Source organism: Aurantivibrio plasticivorans, assembly GCF_055392955.1.
Map to the genome: position 1 here is coordinate 3061690 of NZ_AP036020.1, position 18217 is coordinate 3079906.

Genomic DNA, 18217 nt, shown 5'->3' on the forward strand with positions numbered 1-18217 from the left:
CGTTTCTGACCCTACGTGTACCTGTAGGACAGTCGTCAATCAATCGCTTCAATTATATGGTCAAGCCTCACGGGCAATTAGTACTGGTTAGCTCAACGCCTCACAACGCTTCCACACCCAGCCTATCAACGTGGTAGTCTTCCACGGCCCTTCAGGGGATTAAATCCCAGGGAGAACTCATCTTGAAGGAGGCTTCCCGCTTAGATGCTTTCAGCGGTTATCCCGTCCGAACGTAGCTACCGGGCAATGCCATTGGCATGACAACCCGAACACCAGAGGTTCGTCCACTCCGGTCCTCTCGTACTAGGAGCAGCTCTTCTCAATTCTCCAACGCCCACGGCAGATAGGGACCGAACTGTCTCACGACGTTCTAAACCCAGCTCGCGTACCACTTTAAATGGCGAACAGCCATACCCTTGGGACCGGCTTCAGCCCCAGGATGTGATGAGCCGACATCGAGGTGCCAAACACCGCCGTCGATGTGAACTCTTGGGCGGTATCAGCCTGTTATCCCCGGAGTACCTTTTATCCGTTGAGCGATGGCCCTTCCATACAGAACCACCGGATCACTATGACCTACTTTCGTACCTGCTCGACTTGTCAGTCTCGCAGTCAAGCACCCTTATGCCATTGCACTAATCTCCTGATTTCCGACCAGGATTAGGGTACCTTCGTGCTCCTCCGTTACTCTTTGGGAGGAGACCGCCCCAGTCAAACTACCCACCAGACACTGTCCGCGACCCAGATAATGGGCCGGCGTTAGAACCCCAAACATACCAGGGTGGTATTTCAAGGTTGGCTCCACCGCAACTGGCGTCACGGTTTCAAAGCCTCCCACCTATCCTACACAAATAGGCTCAGAGTTCAGTGTCAAGCTATAGTAAAGGTTCACGGGGTCTTTCCGTCTAGCCGCGGGAACACAGCATCTTAACTGCGATTTCAATTTCACTGAGTCTCGGGTGGAGACAGCGTGGCCATCGTTACGCCATTCGTGCAGGTCGGAACTTACCCGACAAGGAATTTCGCTACCTTAGGACCGTTATAGTTACGGCCGCCGTTTACCGGGGCTTCGATCAAGAGCTTCGCATAAGCTAACCCCATCAATTAACCTTCCGGCACCGGGCAGGCGTCACACCCTATACGTCCACTTACGTGTTTGCAGAGTGCTATGTTTTTAATAAACAGTCGCAGCCACCTGGTCACTTCGACCGGCCCGAGCTTAGGGAGCAAGTCCCATCACCCAAACCGGCGTACCTTCTCCCGAAGTTACGGTACCATTTTGCCTAGTTCCTTCACCCGAGTTCTCTCAAGCGCCTTGGTATTCTCTACCTGATCACCTGTGTCGGTTTACAGTACGGTTACTTATTACCTGAAGCTTAGAAGATTTTCTTGGAAGCATGGCATCAACCACTTCTCTCGTTCCGAAGAATGAGATCGTCATCAGCTCTCGGCCTTAGACTCCCGGATTTACCTAAGAATCCAGCCTACTACCTTAAACACGGACAACCATCGCCGTGCTGGCCTAGCCTTCTCCGTCCCTCCATCGCAGTAATAAGTAGTACAGGAATATTAACCTGTTTCCCATCGACTACGCATTTCTGCCTCGCCTTAGGGGCCGACTAACCCTGTCCCGATTAGCGTTGGACAGGAAACCTTGATCTTCCGGCGGGGAGGTTTTTCACCCCCCTTGTCGTTACTCATGTCAGCATTCGCACTTCTGATACCTCCAGCATGCTTCTCAACACACCTTCACAGGCTTACAGAACGCTCCCCTACCATGCAATAAATTGCATCCGCAGCTTCGGTTATCCATTTGAGCCCCGTTACATCTTCCGCGCGGGCCGACTCGACTAGTGAGCTATTACGCTTTCTTTAAAGGGTGGCTGCTTCTAAGCCAACCTCCTAGCTGTCTAAGCCTTCCCACATCGTTTCCCACTTAATGGATATTTGGGACCTTAGCTGGCGGTCTGGGTTGTTGCCCTCTTCACGACGGACGTTAGCACCCGCCGTGTGTCTGCCCTGATTGTACTCCTCGGTATTCGGAGTTTGCATGGGGTTGGTAAGTCGGGATGACCCCCTAGCCCAAACAGTGCTCTACCCCCGAGGGTAAGACAGGACGCACTACCTAAATAGTTTTCGGGGAGAACCAGCTATCTCCGAGCTTGATTAGCCTTTCACTCCGACCCACAGCTCATCCCCTAACTTTTCAACGTTAGTGGGTTCGGTCCTCCAGTGCCTGTTACGGCACCTTCAACCTGGCCATGGGTAGATCGCTCGGTTTCGGGTCTACTGCCAGCGACTGGACGCCCTATTAAGACTCGGTTTCCCTACGGCTCCCCTATACGGTTAACCTTGCCACTGACAGTAAGTCGCTGACCCATTATACAAAAGGTACGCGGTCACAGAACAAGTCTGCTCCCACTGCTTGTATGCACACGGTTTCAGGTTCTATTTCACTCCCCTCACAGGGGTTCTTTTCGCCTTTCCCTCACGGTACTGGTTCACTATCGGTCAGTTGGGAGTATTTAGCCTTGGAGGATGGTCCCCCCATCTTCAGTCAAGATAACACGTGTCCCGACCTACTTAATATGTCAACTAAGCGCTTTCGTGTACGGGGCTATCACCCTGTATCGCCAGACTTTCCAGACTGTTCCACTAACACTTAATTGATCGGCTAGTCCCCGTTCGCTCGCCGCTACTAAGGGAATCTCGGTTGATTTCTTTTCCTAAGGGTACTTAGATGTTTCAGTTCCCCTCGTTCGCCTCTTACACCTATGGATTCAGTGCAAGATACCCAACTTACATTGGGTGGGTTTCCCCATTCGGACATCCCCGGATCAAAGGTTGCTTGCCACCTCCCCGAAGCTTTTCGCAGGCTCCTACGTCCTTCATCGCCTCCAACTGCCAAGGCATCCACCGTGTGCACTTAGTCGCTTGACCATATAGTTCAAACGACTGATTGTACGACTTCTGGTTCGCCGGACAGATTGATCATTCAATGCGTTAACGCCCCTACATAAACTACATGCAGATCCGTTAAGCAGCTTGAAATTAAATCGCCAATTAATCAGCAGTATTTCTACTTACTTAAACTTTATCTCGTTGTTAAAAATCTCAAGATCGCCAGGATCTTGATCGGTTAAAAAACCAGAAAGCAATTGTTTAAAAAATACACCAAACAATTGGTTTCTGGCTTCTTTAATTCCCTCTACCTCGTAGAGAAAATTGGTGGAGCTATGCGGGATCGAACCGCAGACCTCTTGGATGCAAACCAAGCGCTCTCCCAGCTGAGCTATAGCCCCTTGATCTTCAAAGCCTCCTAATGGAGGAATTTGGCGTTAATCAAGGCGGCTGAAAGCGCTGTGTGCGAGTAGCACATGAGCTTTTAGCCAACGCCGAGTAACGGCAAATTGGTAGGCCTGGGCAGATTTGAACTGCCGACCTCACCCTTATCAGGGGTGCGCTCTAACCAACTGAGCTACAGGCCTATTTTAACTTGATCTTTTTCCGTCTGACTTCGTTGCCACTCTTCGCTCACTCAGTCACATACCTAATGTATGCTCCTTCACTCGCTCATCGCGCGCCTTGTCAGCCGTAAAAATCTCGGCGTTAAAATAACGCCTAGGTTTGGCCTGCCACCGGTCGGCAACCGACCTCTGCCTATTTTATTAGTTGTAATAAAACAGCAGCTTTTCTTTGTTAGAAAAGTCATCAAGCAATGCGTGTGAGCACTTACGAGGTAGGTGAGCATCGTTTAAGGAGGTGATCCAGCCCCAGGTTCCCCTAGGGCTACCTTGTTACGACTTCACCCCAGTCATGAATCACAAAGTGGTGACCGTTCTCCCGAAGGTTAAACTAGCCACTTCTTTTGCAACCCACTCCCATGGTGTGACGGGCGGTGTGTACAAGGCCCGGGAACGTATTCACCGTAACATTCTGATTTACGATTACTAGCGATTCCGACTTCATGGAGTCGAGTTGCAGACTCCAATCCGGACTACGATCGGTTTTATGGGATTAGCTCCAGCTCGCGCTTTGGCAACCCTTTGTACCGACCATTGTAGCACGTGTGTAGCCCAGGTCGTAAGGGCCATGATGACTTGACGTCGTCCCCACCTTCCTCCGGTTTGTCACCGGCAGTCTCCTTAAAGTGCCCAACTAAATGATGGCAACTAAGGACAAGGGTTGCGCTCGTTACGGGACTTAACCCAACATCTCACGACACGAGCTGACGACAGCCATGCAGCACCTGTCACTGCGTTCCCGAAGGCACCAATCTATCTCTAGAAAGTTCGCAGGATGTCAAGACCTGGTAAGGTTCTTCGCGTTGCGTCGAATTAAACCACATGCTCCACCGCTTGTGCGGGCCCCCGTCAATTCATTTGAGTTTTAACCTTGCGGCCGTACTCCCCAGGCGGTCTACTTAGTGCGTTAGCTGCGCCACTAAAGCCTCAAGGGCCCCAACGGCTAGTAGACATCGTTTACGGCGTGGACTACCAGGGTATCTAATCCTGTTTGCTACCCACGCTTTCGCACCTCAGCGTCAGTGTTAGACCAGGGTGTCGCCTTCGCCACTGGTGTTCCTTCCGATCTCTACGCATTTCACCGCTACACCGGAAATTCCACACCCCTCTTCTACACTCTAGCTTGCCAGTTCGAAATGCAGTTCCCAGGTTGAGCCCGGGGATTTCACATCTCGCTTAACAAGCCGCCTACGCGCGCTTTACGCCCAGTAATTCCGATTAACGCTTGCACCCTCCGTATTACCGCGGCTGCTGGCACGGAGTTAGCCGGTGCTTCTTCTGTAGGTAACGTCAATCTGCAAGGGTATTAACCTTACAGCCTTCCTCCCTACTGAAAGTGCTTTACAACCCTAGAGCCTTCTTCACACACGCGGCATGGCTGCATCAGGCTTGCGCCCATTGTGCAATATTCCCCACTGCTGCCTCCCGTAGGAGTCTGGACCGTGTCTCAGTTCCAGTGTGGCTGATCATCCTCTCAGACCAGCTACGGATCGTCGCCTTGGTAGGCCTTTACCCCACCAACTAGCTAATCCGACGCGGGCTTCTCCAATAGCACAAGGTCCGAAGATCCCCTGCTTTCCCCCTTAGGGCGTATGCGGTATTAGCAACCGTTTCCGGTTGTTGTCCCCCACTACTGGGCAAATTCCCACGCGTTACTCACCCGTCCGCCACTCTACTCGTCCCCGAAGGAACTTTCGCGTTCGACTTGCATGTGTTAGGCCTGCCGCCAGCGTTCAATCTGAGCCATGATCAAACTCTTCAATTAAAAAGTGTTGAGATTTTATCCTCAGACCTAAGCCTGCGAACATACTGCAAATCTCGAATTTTTTGATCAGATCTCGTGAACTTACTTCTTCACATAAAATGAATTGTTAGGTCACTTGCCTGATAAGGTTCTTTGTCTCACCTTACCCCGCAAGCGCCCACACGCTTTGCTTGATTCGTTTTCTTAAAAAGCCAGTAGGGGCTCGCCCTGACTGAGGATGCGCATTATACGGATCAATCCGACCTTGGCAACAACTAAATTAAATATTTTTGTCTTTTTTTCTCAATGACTTAAGGAACAACCAGAACGGCTATTTTTCATGCCCGAACGGTGTTTTTACACTCAATTTACTTCAATAAGGTGGTACTTCTTCTTACCCAACTTAACGATATAGAAGCGACCATAATAAGAACCATCATTCGAGAAGCACTCCAACAACTTCATATTGTCATCCATAGACTTTGCTTCGCCATTAATAAGCACAGCAGACCTCGCTAGAGCATCCTTCACTTGCTTGCCTGATGTCGCGACACCACTATCCGCCAAGAACTGCGTTAGGGGTTTATCGGTCAGCTCAGAACGGTTAACTATAGTAGAAGGCAGACCATCGAGCTTGAGCTGCTCCAAATCACTTTCTTCTAAGACACTGGCATCACTATTAAAGAGCGCCTCAGTGATTCGCTTTGCGGCTAATAAGCCGGCTTCACCATGGACCAGCTCCGTCACTTGTTCCGCCAATACAGCTTGCGCTTTCGGCTTGGACTGCGAAGCCTTATCTTCCGCTTCTATCGCATCAATTTCAGATACGGGCAGAAAGGTAAAGAACTTCAAGAACTTATACACATCCGCATCAGCAGTATTCAACCAGAACTGGTAAAAGGCATAGGGAGATGTACGACTGGAATCTAACCAAATAGTGCCACTTTCGGTTTTACCAAATTTGGTACCGTCAGCTTTAGTCACTAGTGGCAACGTTAAGCCAAACACATGACCACCATAAAGCTTGCGAGCTAGATCAACACCACCAACAATATTACCCCATTGGTCGGAGCCTCCAATTTGTATTGTGCAGTCGTGTTGCTTGTATAGCTCAGCGAAATCCATCGACTGTAGTAGCATGTAAGTAAACTCCGTATAGGAGATACCGGCACCTTCACGATCAATGCGCTGCTTTACCGACTCTTTATTGATCATATTGTTTACGGAGAAATGCTTACCCACATCCCTGAGGAAGTCGAGAACATTCAGGTTGGCCGTCCAATCTAAGTTGTTCACCACTTCGGCCGCATTATCTACCGCTTCAAACTCAATAAATTTAGAGACCTGTGAACGAAGCTGATCAACCCAACCCGCTACAACATCCGGGGTGTTTAATTTGCGCTCCTGGGCCTTGAAACTAGGGTCACCAATTAAACCAGTTGCTCCTCCCACCAGCGCAATGGGCTTATGACCAGCCTTCTGAAAACGACGAAGCGTTAATAAAGGCACTAAACTGCCAATATGAAGGCTGCTCGCGGTAGGATCGAAACCACAATATAACGTGCGCGAGCCACCATTCAGATACTCAGCAAACTCATCGCCGCCTGTCGTTTGGGCAATTAGCTCACGGGCTTTGAGGTCATCTAGAAAGGCTTTATCAACACCAGTCATCGTTGTGGTTCCTTAAAACAGTTAAAGCCCTGATGTTAGGGCGGATTTTGAGGCGCAAACCATACCGGAAAGCACCCCAAATACAAGAGGGATACTCCTTAAGAGCACGCGGTCACAAACAGCGGTTACATTCAGACCAAACGATGTATATATGATCTAATCGGGGTGCTATAAAGCAGTTTTTCTGATATAACTTAACATTGTTCACAAATTTTTTAGCTGATTCACCGAAATGCCTGAAAACAAAGAAAAAAGTACGGTTCTTCATGCCGCCAAGCACTTTCCCAGGACCCACCTAATCGCTGCCTGCGCGTTGGGGGTATGCCTAACCGGTATGATGTCTTTATTTCCATCGAAAGACGTCTCAGCAAAACGCGGCCCGATACCTTTAGCCCTCTCGCTCGAACCGACAACCGCTATAGAATCATTGCCTGACATCAATGCCGCTAGCGCCGATTACCAAGTCGCCCCTCAACCAGTAGTGGCCGACTGGCAAACGCTGACGGTAAAAAGTGGTGACAATCTTTCCGTGCTTTTCCAGCGTGCCGGCCTAAACAATCAAGATGTATATGAATTCACCAATAGCTCATCCGAGGCAAAAGAATTACGAAAGATTTTTCCCGGCCACCAGCTCGCATTTTTAATTGACGACCAAGGCCAGTTGCAACAGCTCCGACACATTAAAAACAAGCTCAACTCGAAACTATACAAACGCACCACGGATGGTTTCGTTACTCAGCTTGATAGCCGCGAACCCGATATTCAAGTTGCCTACCGCGAATCTATCATCAACAGCTCGCTAATTGCTGCGGCACAACAACCTGGCGTTAACATGGACATCGGACTGACGATGTCTCTCGCTAGCATTTTTGGCTGGGATATCGACTTTGCTCTCGACATTCGCAAGGGCGACAGCTTTAAGGTGCTGTTCGAAGAGCAGTTTTTAGATGGTGAGCGTCTCGGGGCAGGAGATATACTTGCTGCCGAGTTTACCAACCAGGGAACTACCTACCGAGCCGTCCGTTATATCGATGATGATGGGCGAATTCAGTATTACACGCCGGAAGGTAAGAGCATGCGAAAAGACTTTTTGCGCGCACCGCTCGATTTTCGCCGCATTAGCTCAAACTTCAATCCTCGCCGGCTTCACCCTATCACCAAAACTGTTAGGGCACACCGTGGTACTGACTATGCGGCAAACCGTGGAACACCCGTTTGGGCCGCAGGTGACGGCAAGGTTGTGGCATCTGGCTATACAAAAGCTAATGGTAACTACATTGTTCTTCAGCATTCAAACAACATTCAAACCAAGTACCTTCACTTACATAAGCGCCACGTCAAAAAAGGCCAACGAGTAAAACAGAAACAAACCATTGGTACGGTTGGATCGACAGGATACTCAACCGCACCGCACTTACACTATGAATTCTTATTGGATGGTGTACACCGCAACCCGAGAACTATCGTTAATAAATTACCCAAAGCGAAGTCCATCGACGTCGCAGAGCTGGCTAATTTCAAAGCACAGACGTTACCTATCATGGCCCAGTTAGCCGACTACCATCAGTCCAGCCTGTTAGCCTCAAACGCCACAACGACGACGCTCAATTAACGTTCAATGTAACAACTCCGCTCTGCCAAGGATTCTGCCATGCCCAATGCCTCAGATTATTATGTGGGCCTGATGTCTGGCACAAGCGCTGACGGCATAGATGCCGTCGCGGTAGATTTCAGCGGAGACCACCCGTCTATTCTCGCCACACACAGCCACACAATCCCCGACGAGATACAGCAAGTCATTTATAGGTTAATGCGTCCGGGGGATAGCGAGATCGACCTGCTTGGCCAGCTCGACCAACAATTGGCAACGCTATTCGCTGATGCGGCGCTTTCTGTGATCGATAAAGCAGGATTACGCTCTAATCAGATAACCGCCATTGGCAGCCACGGCCAAACTATTCGGCACCGCCCGCTTGGCCAAGTGCCACACCCCTTTACCCTGCAGATTGCTGACCCCAGCGTTATCGCTTTTAACACCGGAATCACTACAGTGGCAGACTTCCGCCGCAAAGACATGGCGGCCGGTGGGCAAGGAGCACCTCTCGCGCCGGCGATTCACAATGCCGTTTTTCGCCACCCTGATATTGAACGATTCATCGTCAATATCGGCGGGATCAGTAATATCACCCACCTGCATCGCACTGCAGATGTGATCGGTTTCGATACCGGCCCTGGCAACGGGCTAATGAATGAATGGATCAAAAAGCATCAAGCATTAGAATACGATGACAATGGACGCTGGTCAGCTAGCGGCACCCCACAACCGCAATTACTGAGAGAGCTCCTGCTGCATCCTTACTTTCTTCAGCCTGCCCCCAAAAGCACTGGCCGTGAGGAATTTACTCTTGATTGGGTCGAGAGCGTATTGAGCTCATTTAGCGAAATACCAGCAAACGATGTGCAAGCCACGTTGCGCGAATTAACCACTCAATCGATAGCAGAACACATTCAATCTCAAGCACACACATCGCGTTACGAAGTTTATATCTGTGGTGGGGGCGCTCACAACGGCGCTCTCATGGACAGTTTGCAAGCGAAACTTAACCCCAATGTTGTTTCTTCAACGGAAGATCTGGGGTTACACCCCGATTGGGTAGAAGGCGTGTGTTTCGCTTGGTTAGCACGGCAAACGCTCAATCAGCGGCACGGAAATATAGCCACTGTTACTGGTGCCCGCCATGATGTGGTTTTGGGTGGTGTGTATTACGTTTAGAAAACCGAACGGCGGCTCAAAGCCCAGTCGCAGTGACCGACACTTAAATAGAGAATGACTCACCACAACCACAGGTGGTGGCTGCGTTAGGATTATGGACAACAAACTTAGAACCTTGAAGCCCTTCTTCGTAATCGACCTCAGCTCCCATTAAATAGGGATAGCTCATCGAATCAATGACCGCTTTTATGCCGTCCTTTTCAACGATGAAGTCATCATCAGCCATCGCCTCTTCGAAGGCAAAGCCGTATTGAAAGCCTGAACATCCACCCCCAGTGACAAACACTCTAAGCTTCAGCTCATCATTACCTTCTTCCTCAACGAGCTCTTTGATTTTTGCAATAGCGCCAGGCGTTAGTACCAGAGGCTCGGGAGTGAAGGTTTCGGTGGTCGACATTAGTTTACTTCCAGAAATAACTCAGCGCCTCAGTAGAGACTCCTGAATAAAGGTGACAAGAAGTATTATGGCTTTAACCCAGCAAAACAATCAAGTATTGCTGGGCAATCGTGAAGTGTTTGAATTTACGCGGTGCCGGAAACAACGTCAGCGCCACCTTTTGACAGACCAAATGGCCCAGATGATTTTTTGCTGCTGCTAGCACCGACATAAACAAGGCTGCCATTAACCTGAGAGCCTTTAACCATCTCGATCAACTGATAGTGGACATTACCTTCCACCTGAGCTTTGGATGCCAGTTCAATATGTTTGGTCGAGTGAACATCACCAACCACTTTGCCATCGATGCGCGCCGTAGGCACCTTGATCTCGCCTTCAACAATGCCGTGCTCGGCAATATCTAAATGAGCATCAGCACCATCCTTTGCGATGACATTACCCTTTAGCGAGCCTTCTATATGCAAGGTTCCCGCAAAATGCACATCGCCCACGACTTCAGTATTACGAGCAATCAGGGTTGTCCCTGTGCCTCCGCCCGATTTAGCCATGCTAATTCCTCTCTTGTTACACCTATGATAGGGGACTTATTAAATTGACTGTTATTCTGATGACTGAACGACCCCAGCCGATGGCAAGGCCTCATCTGTTTGTTGGCGAGGCTGAACCAGACCGCCTGCAGCCGGAGCAACTTGAACCGGCTTTCGAGACACCTCACGTGGTAAATCTGGCAGCCATTCCGACATTTTTTCGACTACAGCTGCGTCACGCCCAGTTGTTTTCGCAACCAATTCAATTCGCTGTGGCTCAAAGCCGAGGGGCAACTCAAGCTGCCCAGCAATATTTTGAAAGTACTTAAAGCGTAGGCGAATATCAGTCACATTGACTTCACTCGACAAGTCTTTTAGCGGAATTTTACGAACCTGTTCACCTTCTCGACCGACAATATTGAACGTCAGTGAACCACTCAGCACGTTATGATTCGTCGCCAACTGCTGCACAACCACTTTATAGTCATATCGACGCGGCACACCCGTCGCGCTCAGTTCAACAGAGCCTATGGTCAGCCCGCGCCGATTTTCTGTTGGCGCCATCAACCCACGATAAAACGCGATGTCTTCTTGAAGCGCAGCAATTTCCTCTTTGAGGCTAATGACTTCGCCTCGCACATCTTCGTTAGACGCTTGGTCTACTTCACGAGCCAAACTAAGGTTCGCAACTTTCTGCGATAAAGCCTCCGCTTCTCGCGTTTTGGCGTCCAGCATAATACGCAGCTCGTCTCGCTCGGTAATTGCTTCGGCTTGCTGAGCCTGTCCCTGACTATTGCCAAGCCAATAGCTGGCGATAGCCGTCAGAATAACTGCACATACAAAACCAGCGATCAACGCACCCTGAAAATAGGGTCGATGCGGGACCACTTTTAAGCGCGTAGATTTGGTTCCTTTAACCGCTGCCATAATTAAGCCGTTATTGTTGTAGGTTTAAAAATTATCTAAAGCCTAAACGCCTTAGGGCATTACTGCGACGCCGTCGATTCCTGCATCTTCGTCAAAACCAAACATAATGTTCATGCATTGAATTGCTTGACCTGACGCCCCCTTAGTGAGGTTATCAATCACCGATAGAACCACAACCGTATCGCGTCCCTGGGGCTGTAGAACCGACAAGCGGCACATATTCGAGGTTTTAACTGATCTCGTTTGAGGCAACTCGCCTGCAGGGAGCACATCGACAAACGGCTCATTGCGGTAGCGTTCTTCGAATAGCGCCTGTAAATCACCCGCATCGGCCGATGTTAATTGAGCATAAAGGCTCGCCTGCATACCTCGAATCATTGGCACCAAATGCGGAACGAAAGTAATGCGCGGCTGCGATTGACCAGCAACAACATCACTCAGCACTTGTTCGATTTCAGGCAAGTGTCGGTGCCCGCCTGCAGCGTATGCCTTATAGCTATCGCCTATTTCGGTAAGTAGAAAATCGACTTTCGCTCCACGGCCTGCTCCACTCGCTCCCGAGGCAGCGCTGGCAATGAGATGTTGATCGTCAACCAGCCCTTGCTCAAGCAATGGAATCAACCCTAAAGTCACCGCAGTGGGATAACACCCCGGGTTGGCAATCAATCGAGCCGACTTAATTTTTTCGCGATTGAGCTCCGGCAATCCGTATACCGCTTGCTCAATCAACTCTGGGCACCCATGAGGCTGGCCATACCATTGCTCCCAAGTATTTTGATCACGCACTCGATAATCGGCGGATAAATCAATCACTCGCGGCCCACTTGTCAGATCTGTACCCAGTAGTTCAGGCAGCATTGCCTGCGCTACGCCGTGAGGAGTAGCAAAGAAAATCACATCACATTCTTTTAACGTCTCAGTATCGGGCACGGTAAATTTGAGATCATAATGACCGCGCAAGCTAGGGTATAGCTCGGAAACCGCACGACCTTCTTCGCCTCGCGAAGTAATACAAACCACTTCCGCGTCACGATGACCGGCCAATAAGCGTAATAATTCAACACCCGTGTAGCCGGTGCCGCCGACAATACCCACTTTGATCACTTCTAAGCTCTCCTGGAATAAACTGACTGTTTCTGCCTAACCACATATAATAAGAGCTGACGCCGGAATACTAAAGGATAGGATGGCAGTTTCTGTGAATCTATCTGCAATCCATCATCAGCAACCCACCGCCACAGTGTAGACTATGTCCAACCAGCCCCGAGCCAACACGTCGCGATTAAAGCAACGCTGGAACATCATCGCGGAACATTTTCGTGACAGGCTCTCGTATATCGATGCATTACCGCAGCTCACATTTTTGGGCCTAATTGTGGGCATCTGCGCCGCACTTTTAATTGTTGCTTTCCGGTTTAGCATCGAAATTCCCCTATTTTGGTTTCTTGAAAACAATACCGATAACTTTGAAGGCCTAAGCCGCTTTTGGCATTTTGCACTTCCTGCGGCGGGTGCCATCGTTATCGGTATCGCAATGAACTACCTCGCCCCATCGTCGCGACAGGTCAGTGTCTCTCATGTACTAGACCGGCTTCATAACCACCAAGGTCAGCTGCCAGCAAAAAATGTCGCCGTGCAATTTTTTGGCGGTATTGCAAGCTTAGTTACCGGCCAGTCCGTGGGTAGAGAAGGCCCGGCGGTACACCTGGGCGCAGGTGCGGCGAGCTTGTTAGGGCAATGGCTTAAACTACCCAACAATAGTTTGCGCACTCTGGTTGGCTGTGGTGTCGCTGCAGCCATATCTGCCAGCTTTAACACCCCCATGGCGGGTGTCATTTTTGCGATGGAAGTGGTGTTAATGGAATACACCATTACCGGCTTTATTCCTGTAATCCTGGCGTCGGTCTCCGGTGCCGTCATCAGTCAAATTGTGTTTGGCGAAGATCCCAGTATTGTCGTCAACCCCGGCCAGATGAATAGTCTGTTGGAAATTCCGTTTATGGCCTTTGCAGGTGTGGTAATCGGCCTGATCGCAACGCTGTACCTGACATTTCAAGACCACCTCAAAGCAGTAAAAAGCATGCCGCTCATTTTACGCTTTGCGTGCATCGGCATTGTTACTGGAGCCCTTGCTTTGATAGCCCCTCAAATATTAGGCCTCGGTTACGACACACTCGAAGGCGCTATGAACGGCGAGATTGGGCTAAATATGCTGTTAATTATTATCGCTGCCAAACTGGTTGCCACCGCCATTAGCACGGGCCTAGGGATGCCAGGTGGCGTCATTGGCCCGATGCTTGTCATCGGTGGCTGTATTGGGGGAGTCCTTGGCTATGTCGGTAATATTTTTTATCCGCAATACGCGGCAGACGCTGGGTTCTATGTGACGCTGGGCATGGCAGCTATGATGGGAGCGGTACTCAATGCACCGCTTGCTGCGCTGATGGCGGTGCTAGAACTCACTTACAACCCGAACGCTATTTTTCCCAGCATGGTGGTGATTGTCATGGCCTGCGTCGTGAGCCAACAGATTTTCAGGCGTGAAGGCGTATTTGTAGCGCAGTTACGAGCCATGGGTACACCGCTGCGCGCAGAACCCGATCGCCAAGTACTGAGCCGTGCCGGCGTGCGCAGCGTTATGAGCACTAAATTTGTTGCTAGCGACGCGGTAATCAACACATCGAATATCAGCGTCCTATTGGCTCATTACCCAGATTGGATTGTGCTATCTGACGACGACACTCTTCATGTGCTGCGCGCTGCCGACCTGGCAAAGTGGCTTGATCAATTTAAGGAAGACGATAGCAGCGCACCCGAAAAAGTTAACTTGCTGGAGATCCCCGGGCAGCGCTACCAACCCGTTGGCGTTCACGCACGAGCAAATTTATTTGAAGCGCGTAACATCATGATCAAGGCCCATAGCGATCTCATCTACGTCGAAAGACCTCACGCTAGACATACAAATCAGGTGATGGGTATCATCAATGCCGAGATGATCAACAATTTTTATCGCAATTAACTTCGCTGTTTTTAACTTATTTTAGTTTGGACTCTTTATGCTTTGGGTAAAAACCTTTCATATTTTTTTTGTCGTGGCTTGGTTCGCTTGTATTTTTTATCTACCGCGCTTGTTCGTGAATTACGCCATTGCCGAAGATGAGGCTACCCGCAAGCAACTGCTCATCATGCAGCAGAAGTTACTCAAATTTTCTATCCCATGGGTCATCCTGTCCATTGTGTTTGGTGCCTGGCTAATGAGCTATAACCTGCCCTATTACGGAAAGGCTGGGTGGCTGCACGCCAAGTTGCTGCTAGTATTGGTGCTCATCATGTATCACGGCCTCTGTGCAAGTATCATCCGTCAGCTCAGCCAGGGGCGCAAACCCAAGAGCCACATCTATTACCGCTGGTTCAACGAATTTCCTGTACTCATCCTGCTGGGAGTTCTCATTCTGGTCGAAGTCCAACCCTTTTAACCGACCGGGCAATCGCTACACTCCCACGCCCTAGTGTTTGGCACCCTAACTTCCCAGCAAAATCTGTAGCCTGTGTTAGACTCAAAAGAGCCCTCGCATGAAGTGAGGGCGACATTAGGTGCTACAGCAGTGCTACATGAATCGCACTTAATCCGTCGGCACTACAATAATGAATCGGCGCGCACCCCCAGCATCATCTCGATCCATACTAGTACCTGTCGATTGCTGGTAACTCGCGCCAACTTCACTGGAGCAAGTGATGAATCAGTTCAATAACGAAACTCCCGTGGTTATGAGCCTTTCTAGTCATGACCCCTCAGGAAATGCAGGAATTCAAGCCGATATCGAAACGGTGGCAAGTCTAGGGTGCCACTGCACCCCCGTCATCACGGCCCTCTGTGCGAAAGACACTCAAGCATTGCGCGATATAGCACCGACCGACACAAGCCTAGTGATCTCACAAGCCCGCGCGATTCTTGAAGATATGCCCGTAAAAGCAATCAAACTAGGCCTAATGGCCAGCGTTGAAAATATCGAGGCTATTCATACCATTCTCTCAGACTATCCGCAGATACCCGTAGTCGTCTCTCCAGTCATTGCTGAGTACAACAACGAACTCTATAACGCCAAAGCCATTCTACGAGCAACGAAAACGCTACTAATGCCTCGAGCCACTGTTGCAACCCCAGATGTAGTCGAAGCATTTGAACTTGCGCAGAGTGCCGATACTGCGGACGCATGCGCATTCGAGATTCTAGAAACCGGTTGCCAATATGTTCTCGTCTCCGGCAGTAGTCGCAACCAACACCACTATGAAAACACCCTCTACGCCGACCGGCGCATCCTCCGTCAATACAAGTGGCCACGACTCAAATTGGTGAGTCATGGTGCGGGTGCCACATTATCAGCCAGCATCGCCGCCTATCTTGCCCACGGATCACGAGTGGAAGATGCCGTTGAGCAAGCGCAACAGTTTACGTGGCGAGCGCTTTCCGCCAGTCGTCGACTCGGCATGGGGCATCAAACGCCAAACCGCATGCATTGGGCGGACCGCAACGAAACGAGCACAGAGAAACAGAAAGTCTCTTAGCCCAACACCCGATCAATCCATTCACATCTCAGCACCGTATCTGGTAGACTCGCTCGCCCTGCAAACGCAAAATATTTCGCTTGAATCAAGCCAATACAGTGATCCACGGACTCTACGCCATAACCAACGACCGCCTCATGCCAGGCGAACTGTTATTCGAGAAATCACGCGCGGCTCTTGAAGGCGGCTGCAAGATCCTCCAGTACCGAAACAAAACGCTGCCGCCCCATCTTGCACTCGAAAAAGCCCGTCGACTCAAAACGTTATGCGATGAGTTTTCCGCTAGCCTGATCATCAATGATTCTATTGAACTCGCCAAAGCCGTGAATGCTGGAGTGCATCTAGGACAAAGCGACGATGCGATTACTCGTGCTCGCCAAGTGTTGGGTGAGGGAGCCATTATTGGAGCGACTTGCCACAACCAACTCGGACTTGCGCACAAAGCAATTGGGGAGGGAGCCAGTTATGTAGCCTTTGGTAGGTTCTTCCCATCTAGCACCAAGCCCAGCGCCTCACCGGCAGATATCTCGCTCCTAGAAGAAATCAACCGATTGCCGGTACCCAATGTCGTGATTGGCGGCATCAATGCCGACAACGCTACATCGCTCATTAGCGCAGGAGCACGTTGCATCGCGGTCAGTGAAGCGGTGTTTGGTTGTGATCAATTAAGCCAAGTAACGCAATCAGCGGCGCGCCTAAGTCAAATTATTCCGCTGCCATAGTCACTGTAAACGCGTACAATCCGTAACACGTTGCTTACAACGTTTTTTATTTATTACATCGTCTTTAGGTATTGCTATGAGTCACTCCGAAGAACTATTCCAACAAGCCCAACGTGTCATTCCTGGCGGGGTAAACTCTCCAGTAAGAGCATTTAAAGCAGTGGGCGGCACCCCTCTATTTATTAAGTCTGCAAAAGGTGCCTATATTTTTGATGAGGATGACAAACGCTATATCGACTATGTGCAATCGTGGGGACCTATGCTGTTGGGCCACGCACATCCAGCCGTGTTGGACGCCGTTCGGAAACAAATTGACAACGGCCTGAGCTTCGGCGCGCCGACCGCTATTGAAACTGTTTTAGCAGAAAAAATATGTGCAACTTATCCGGGCACTGATTTAATTCGATTTGTTAGCTCCGGCACTGAAGCGACCATGAGCGCCATTCGCCTAGCGCGCGGCTATACCGGTAGAGACAAAATTATTAAATTTGAAGGTTGCTACCACGGACACTCTGATTCCTTGCTGGTAAAAGCCGGGTCGGGAGCGCTGACATTGGGCGTTCCTAGCTCTCCTGGTGTACCCGCCTCGCTGACCCAGCACACGATCACTCTGACCTATAACGATAGCGAACAAGTGAAAGAGGCCTTTAAACAATTCGGCGACGATGTAGCTTGTATCATCGTTGAGCCCGTAGCAGGGAACATGAATTGCATTCCACCCGTTCCCGGTTTTTTGGAAACACTCCGTGAGCAATGTGATGCCTACGGCAGTGTATTGATTTTTGACGAAGTGATGACCGGGTTTCGCGTTAGTCATAGCGGCGCACAAGGACATTACAATATCCAACCCGACCTCACTACCCTCGGTAAAGTTATCGGCGGCGGGATGCCAGTAGGCTCGTTTGGTGGCAAACGAGACATTATGGAACATATCGCACCACTTGGGCCTGTTTACCAAGCCGGCACATTGTCGGGAAATCCCATTGCAATGACAGCTGGGCTAGCGAATTTGGAATTAATTTCCACGCCGGGATTTTACGAGCCGATTTTCAAACGCACCACACAATTGATGAAAGGGATGCAGGCATTAGCCGATCAAGCGGGCATCCCATTTACGACTAACCACGTTGGCACCATGTTTGGACTTTTCTTCAGCGAAGAAGACAAAGTGACAAATTACGCTCAAGTCATGGCTGCCAATACGGAACGTTTTAATAAATTTTTTCACCTTATGCTAGATGAAGGCGTCTATCTCGCGCCTGCGTCTTACGAGGCTGGGTTTATGTCAGGCGCCCACAGCGATGATGATATTGAGCAGACACTCAGCGCCACAAAAAACGCATTCGCTAAATTATTATAAGAGCTC

Annotated in this window: 12 protein-coding genes, 2 tRNA genes and 2 rRNA genes; 7 read left to right on the forward strand and 9 right to left on the reverse strand. The window is 50.0% G+C overall.

Annotated features, from left to right (window positions below):
• Nucleotides 1-56: 56 nt before the first annotated feature.
• The 5 genes from ACZ5NB_RS13680 to tyrS form a co-directional block, all read right to left on the reverse strand.
• Nucleotides 57-2940 (reverse strand): 23S ribosomal RNA (locus tag ACZ5NB_RS13680).
• A gap of 286 nt (nt 2941-3226) precedes the next feature.
• Nucleotides 3227-3302 (reverse strand) — tRNA-Ala (locus ACZ5NB_RS13685).
• Nucleotides 3303-3411: 109 nt separating this feature from the next.
• Nucleotides 3412-3488, reverse strand: a tRNA-Ile gene (locus ACZ5NB_RS13690).
• A gap of 267 nt (nt 3489-3755) precedes the next feature.
• Nucleotides 3756-5289, reverse strand: a 16S ribosomal RNA gene (locus ACZ5NB_RS13695).
• The 16S and 23S rRNA genes sit together here with 2 tRNA genes alongside, the layout of an rRNA operon.
• 342 nt (nt 5290-5631) lie before the next feature.
• Nucleotides 5632-6939: a tyrosine--tRNA ligase gene (tyrS, locus tag ACZ5NB_RS13700; protein WP_460234501.1), complete on the reverse strand. Its 1308-nt coding sequence runs from the start codon at nt 6937-6939 to the stop codon at nt 5632-5634.
• A 232-nt stretch (nt 6940-7171) separates the two neighbouring features.
• Between tyrS and ACZ5NB_RS13705 the strand changes: the two genes are divergently transcribed.
• Both ACZ5NB_RS13705 and ACZ5NB_RS13710 read left to right on the forward strand, forming a co-directional pair.
• Nucleotides 7172-8551, forward strand: a complete 1380-nt coding sequence (locus tag ACZ5NB_RS13705) for a peptidoglycan DD-metalloendopeptidase family protein (protein WP_460234502.1) — start codon at nt 7172-7174, stop codon at nt 8549-8551.
• 39 nt (nt 8552-8590) lie between these two features.
• The gene (locus tag ACZ5NB_RS13710) at nt 8591-9712 is read left to right on the forward strand and encodes an anhydro-N-acetylmuramic acid kinase (RefSeq protein WP_460234503.1); all 1122 of its coding nucleotides are present in this window, start codon (nt 8591-8593) and stop codon (nt 9710-9712) included.
• 43 nt (nt 9713-9755) lie between these two features.
• Here ACZ5NB_RS13710 and erpA read toward each other — a convergent pair whose 3' ends face one another.
• The 4 genes from erpA to argC form a co-directional block, all read right to left on the reverse strand.
• Nucleotides 9756-10109, reverse strand: coding sequence for an iron-sulfur cluster insertion protein ErpA (gene erpA / locus ACZ5NB_RS13715; protein ID WP_460234504.1), 354 nt, complete (start codon nt 10107-10109; stop codon nt 9756-9758).
• A 125-nt stretch (nt 10110-10234) separates the two neighbouring features.
• Nucleotides 10235-10657, reverse strand: a complete 423-nt coding sequence (locus tag ACZ5NB_RS13720; protein ID WP_460234505.1) for a bactofilin family protein — start codon at nt 10655-10657, stop codon at nt 10235-10237.
• Nucleotides 10658-10708: 51 nt separating this feature from the next.
• Nucleotides 10709-11563, reverse strand: coding sequence for a DUF6776 family protein (locus tag ACZ5NB_RS13725; protein WP_460234506.1), 855 nt, complete (start codon nt 11561-11563; stop codon nt 10709-10711).
• Nucleotides 11564-11614: 51 nt separating this feature from the next.
• Nucleotides 11615-12667, reverse strand: coding sequence for an N-acetyl-gamma-glutamyl-phosphate reductase (argC, locus tag ACZ5NB_RS13730; protein ID WP_460234507.1), 1053 nt, complete (start codon nt 12665-12667; stop codon nt 11615-11617).
• A gap of 145 nt (nt 12668-12812) precedes the next feature.
• Between argC and ACZ5NB_RS13735 the strand changes: the two genes are divergently transcribed.
• The 5 genes from ACZ5NB_RS13735 to hemL all read left to right on the forward strand — a co-directional run bounded on the left by ACZ5NB_RS13735 (nt 12813) and on the right by hemL (nt 18211).
• Entirely contained in the window at nt 12813-14582 is a 1770-nt protein-coding gene (locus ACZ5NB_RS13735) for a chloride channel protein (protein WP_460234508.1), read from the forward strand.
• 37 nt (nt 14583-14619) lie between these two features.
• Nucleotides 14620-15039 carry a CopD family protein gene (locus ACZ5NB_RS13740; RefSeq protein WP_460234509.1) on the forward strand — a complete coding sequence of 140 codons (420 nt, stop codon included), beginning with the start codon at nt 14620-14622 and terminating at the stop codon, nt 15037-15039.
• 259 nt (nt 15040-15298) lie between these two features.
• The gene (gene thiD / locus ACZ5NB_RS13745) at nt 15299-16129 is read left to right on the forward strand and encodes a bifunctional hydroxymethylpyrimidine kinase/phosphomethylpyrimidine kinase (protein WP_460234510.1); all 831 of its coding nucleotides are present in this window, start codon (nt 15299-15301) and stop codon (nt 16127-16129) included.
• Between the two features lie 98 nt (nt 16130-16227).
• Nucleotides 16228-16851 carry a thiamine phosphate synthase gene (gene thiE / locus ACZ5NB_RS13750; protein WP_460234706.1) on the forward strand — a complete coding sequence of 208 codons (624 nt, stop codon included), beginning with the start codon at nt 16228-16230 and terminating at the stop codon, nt 16849-16851.
• 76 nt (nt 16852-16927) lie between these two features.
• Nucleotides 16928-18211 (forward strand): glutamate-1-semialdehyde 2,1-aminomutase, encoded by a 1284-nt coding sequence (gene hemL / locus ACZ5NB_RS13755; protein ID WP_460234511.1) that lies wholly within the window; start codon nt 16928-16930, stop codon nt 18209-18211.
• The last annotated feature ends 6 nt before the right edge of the window (nt 18212-18217 follow it).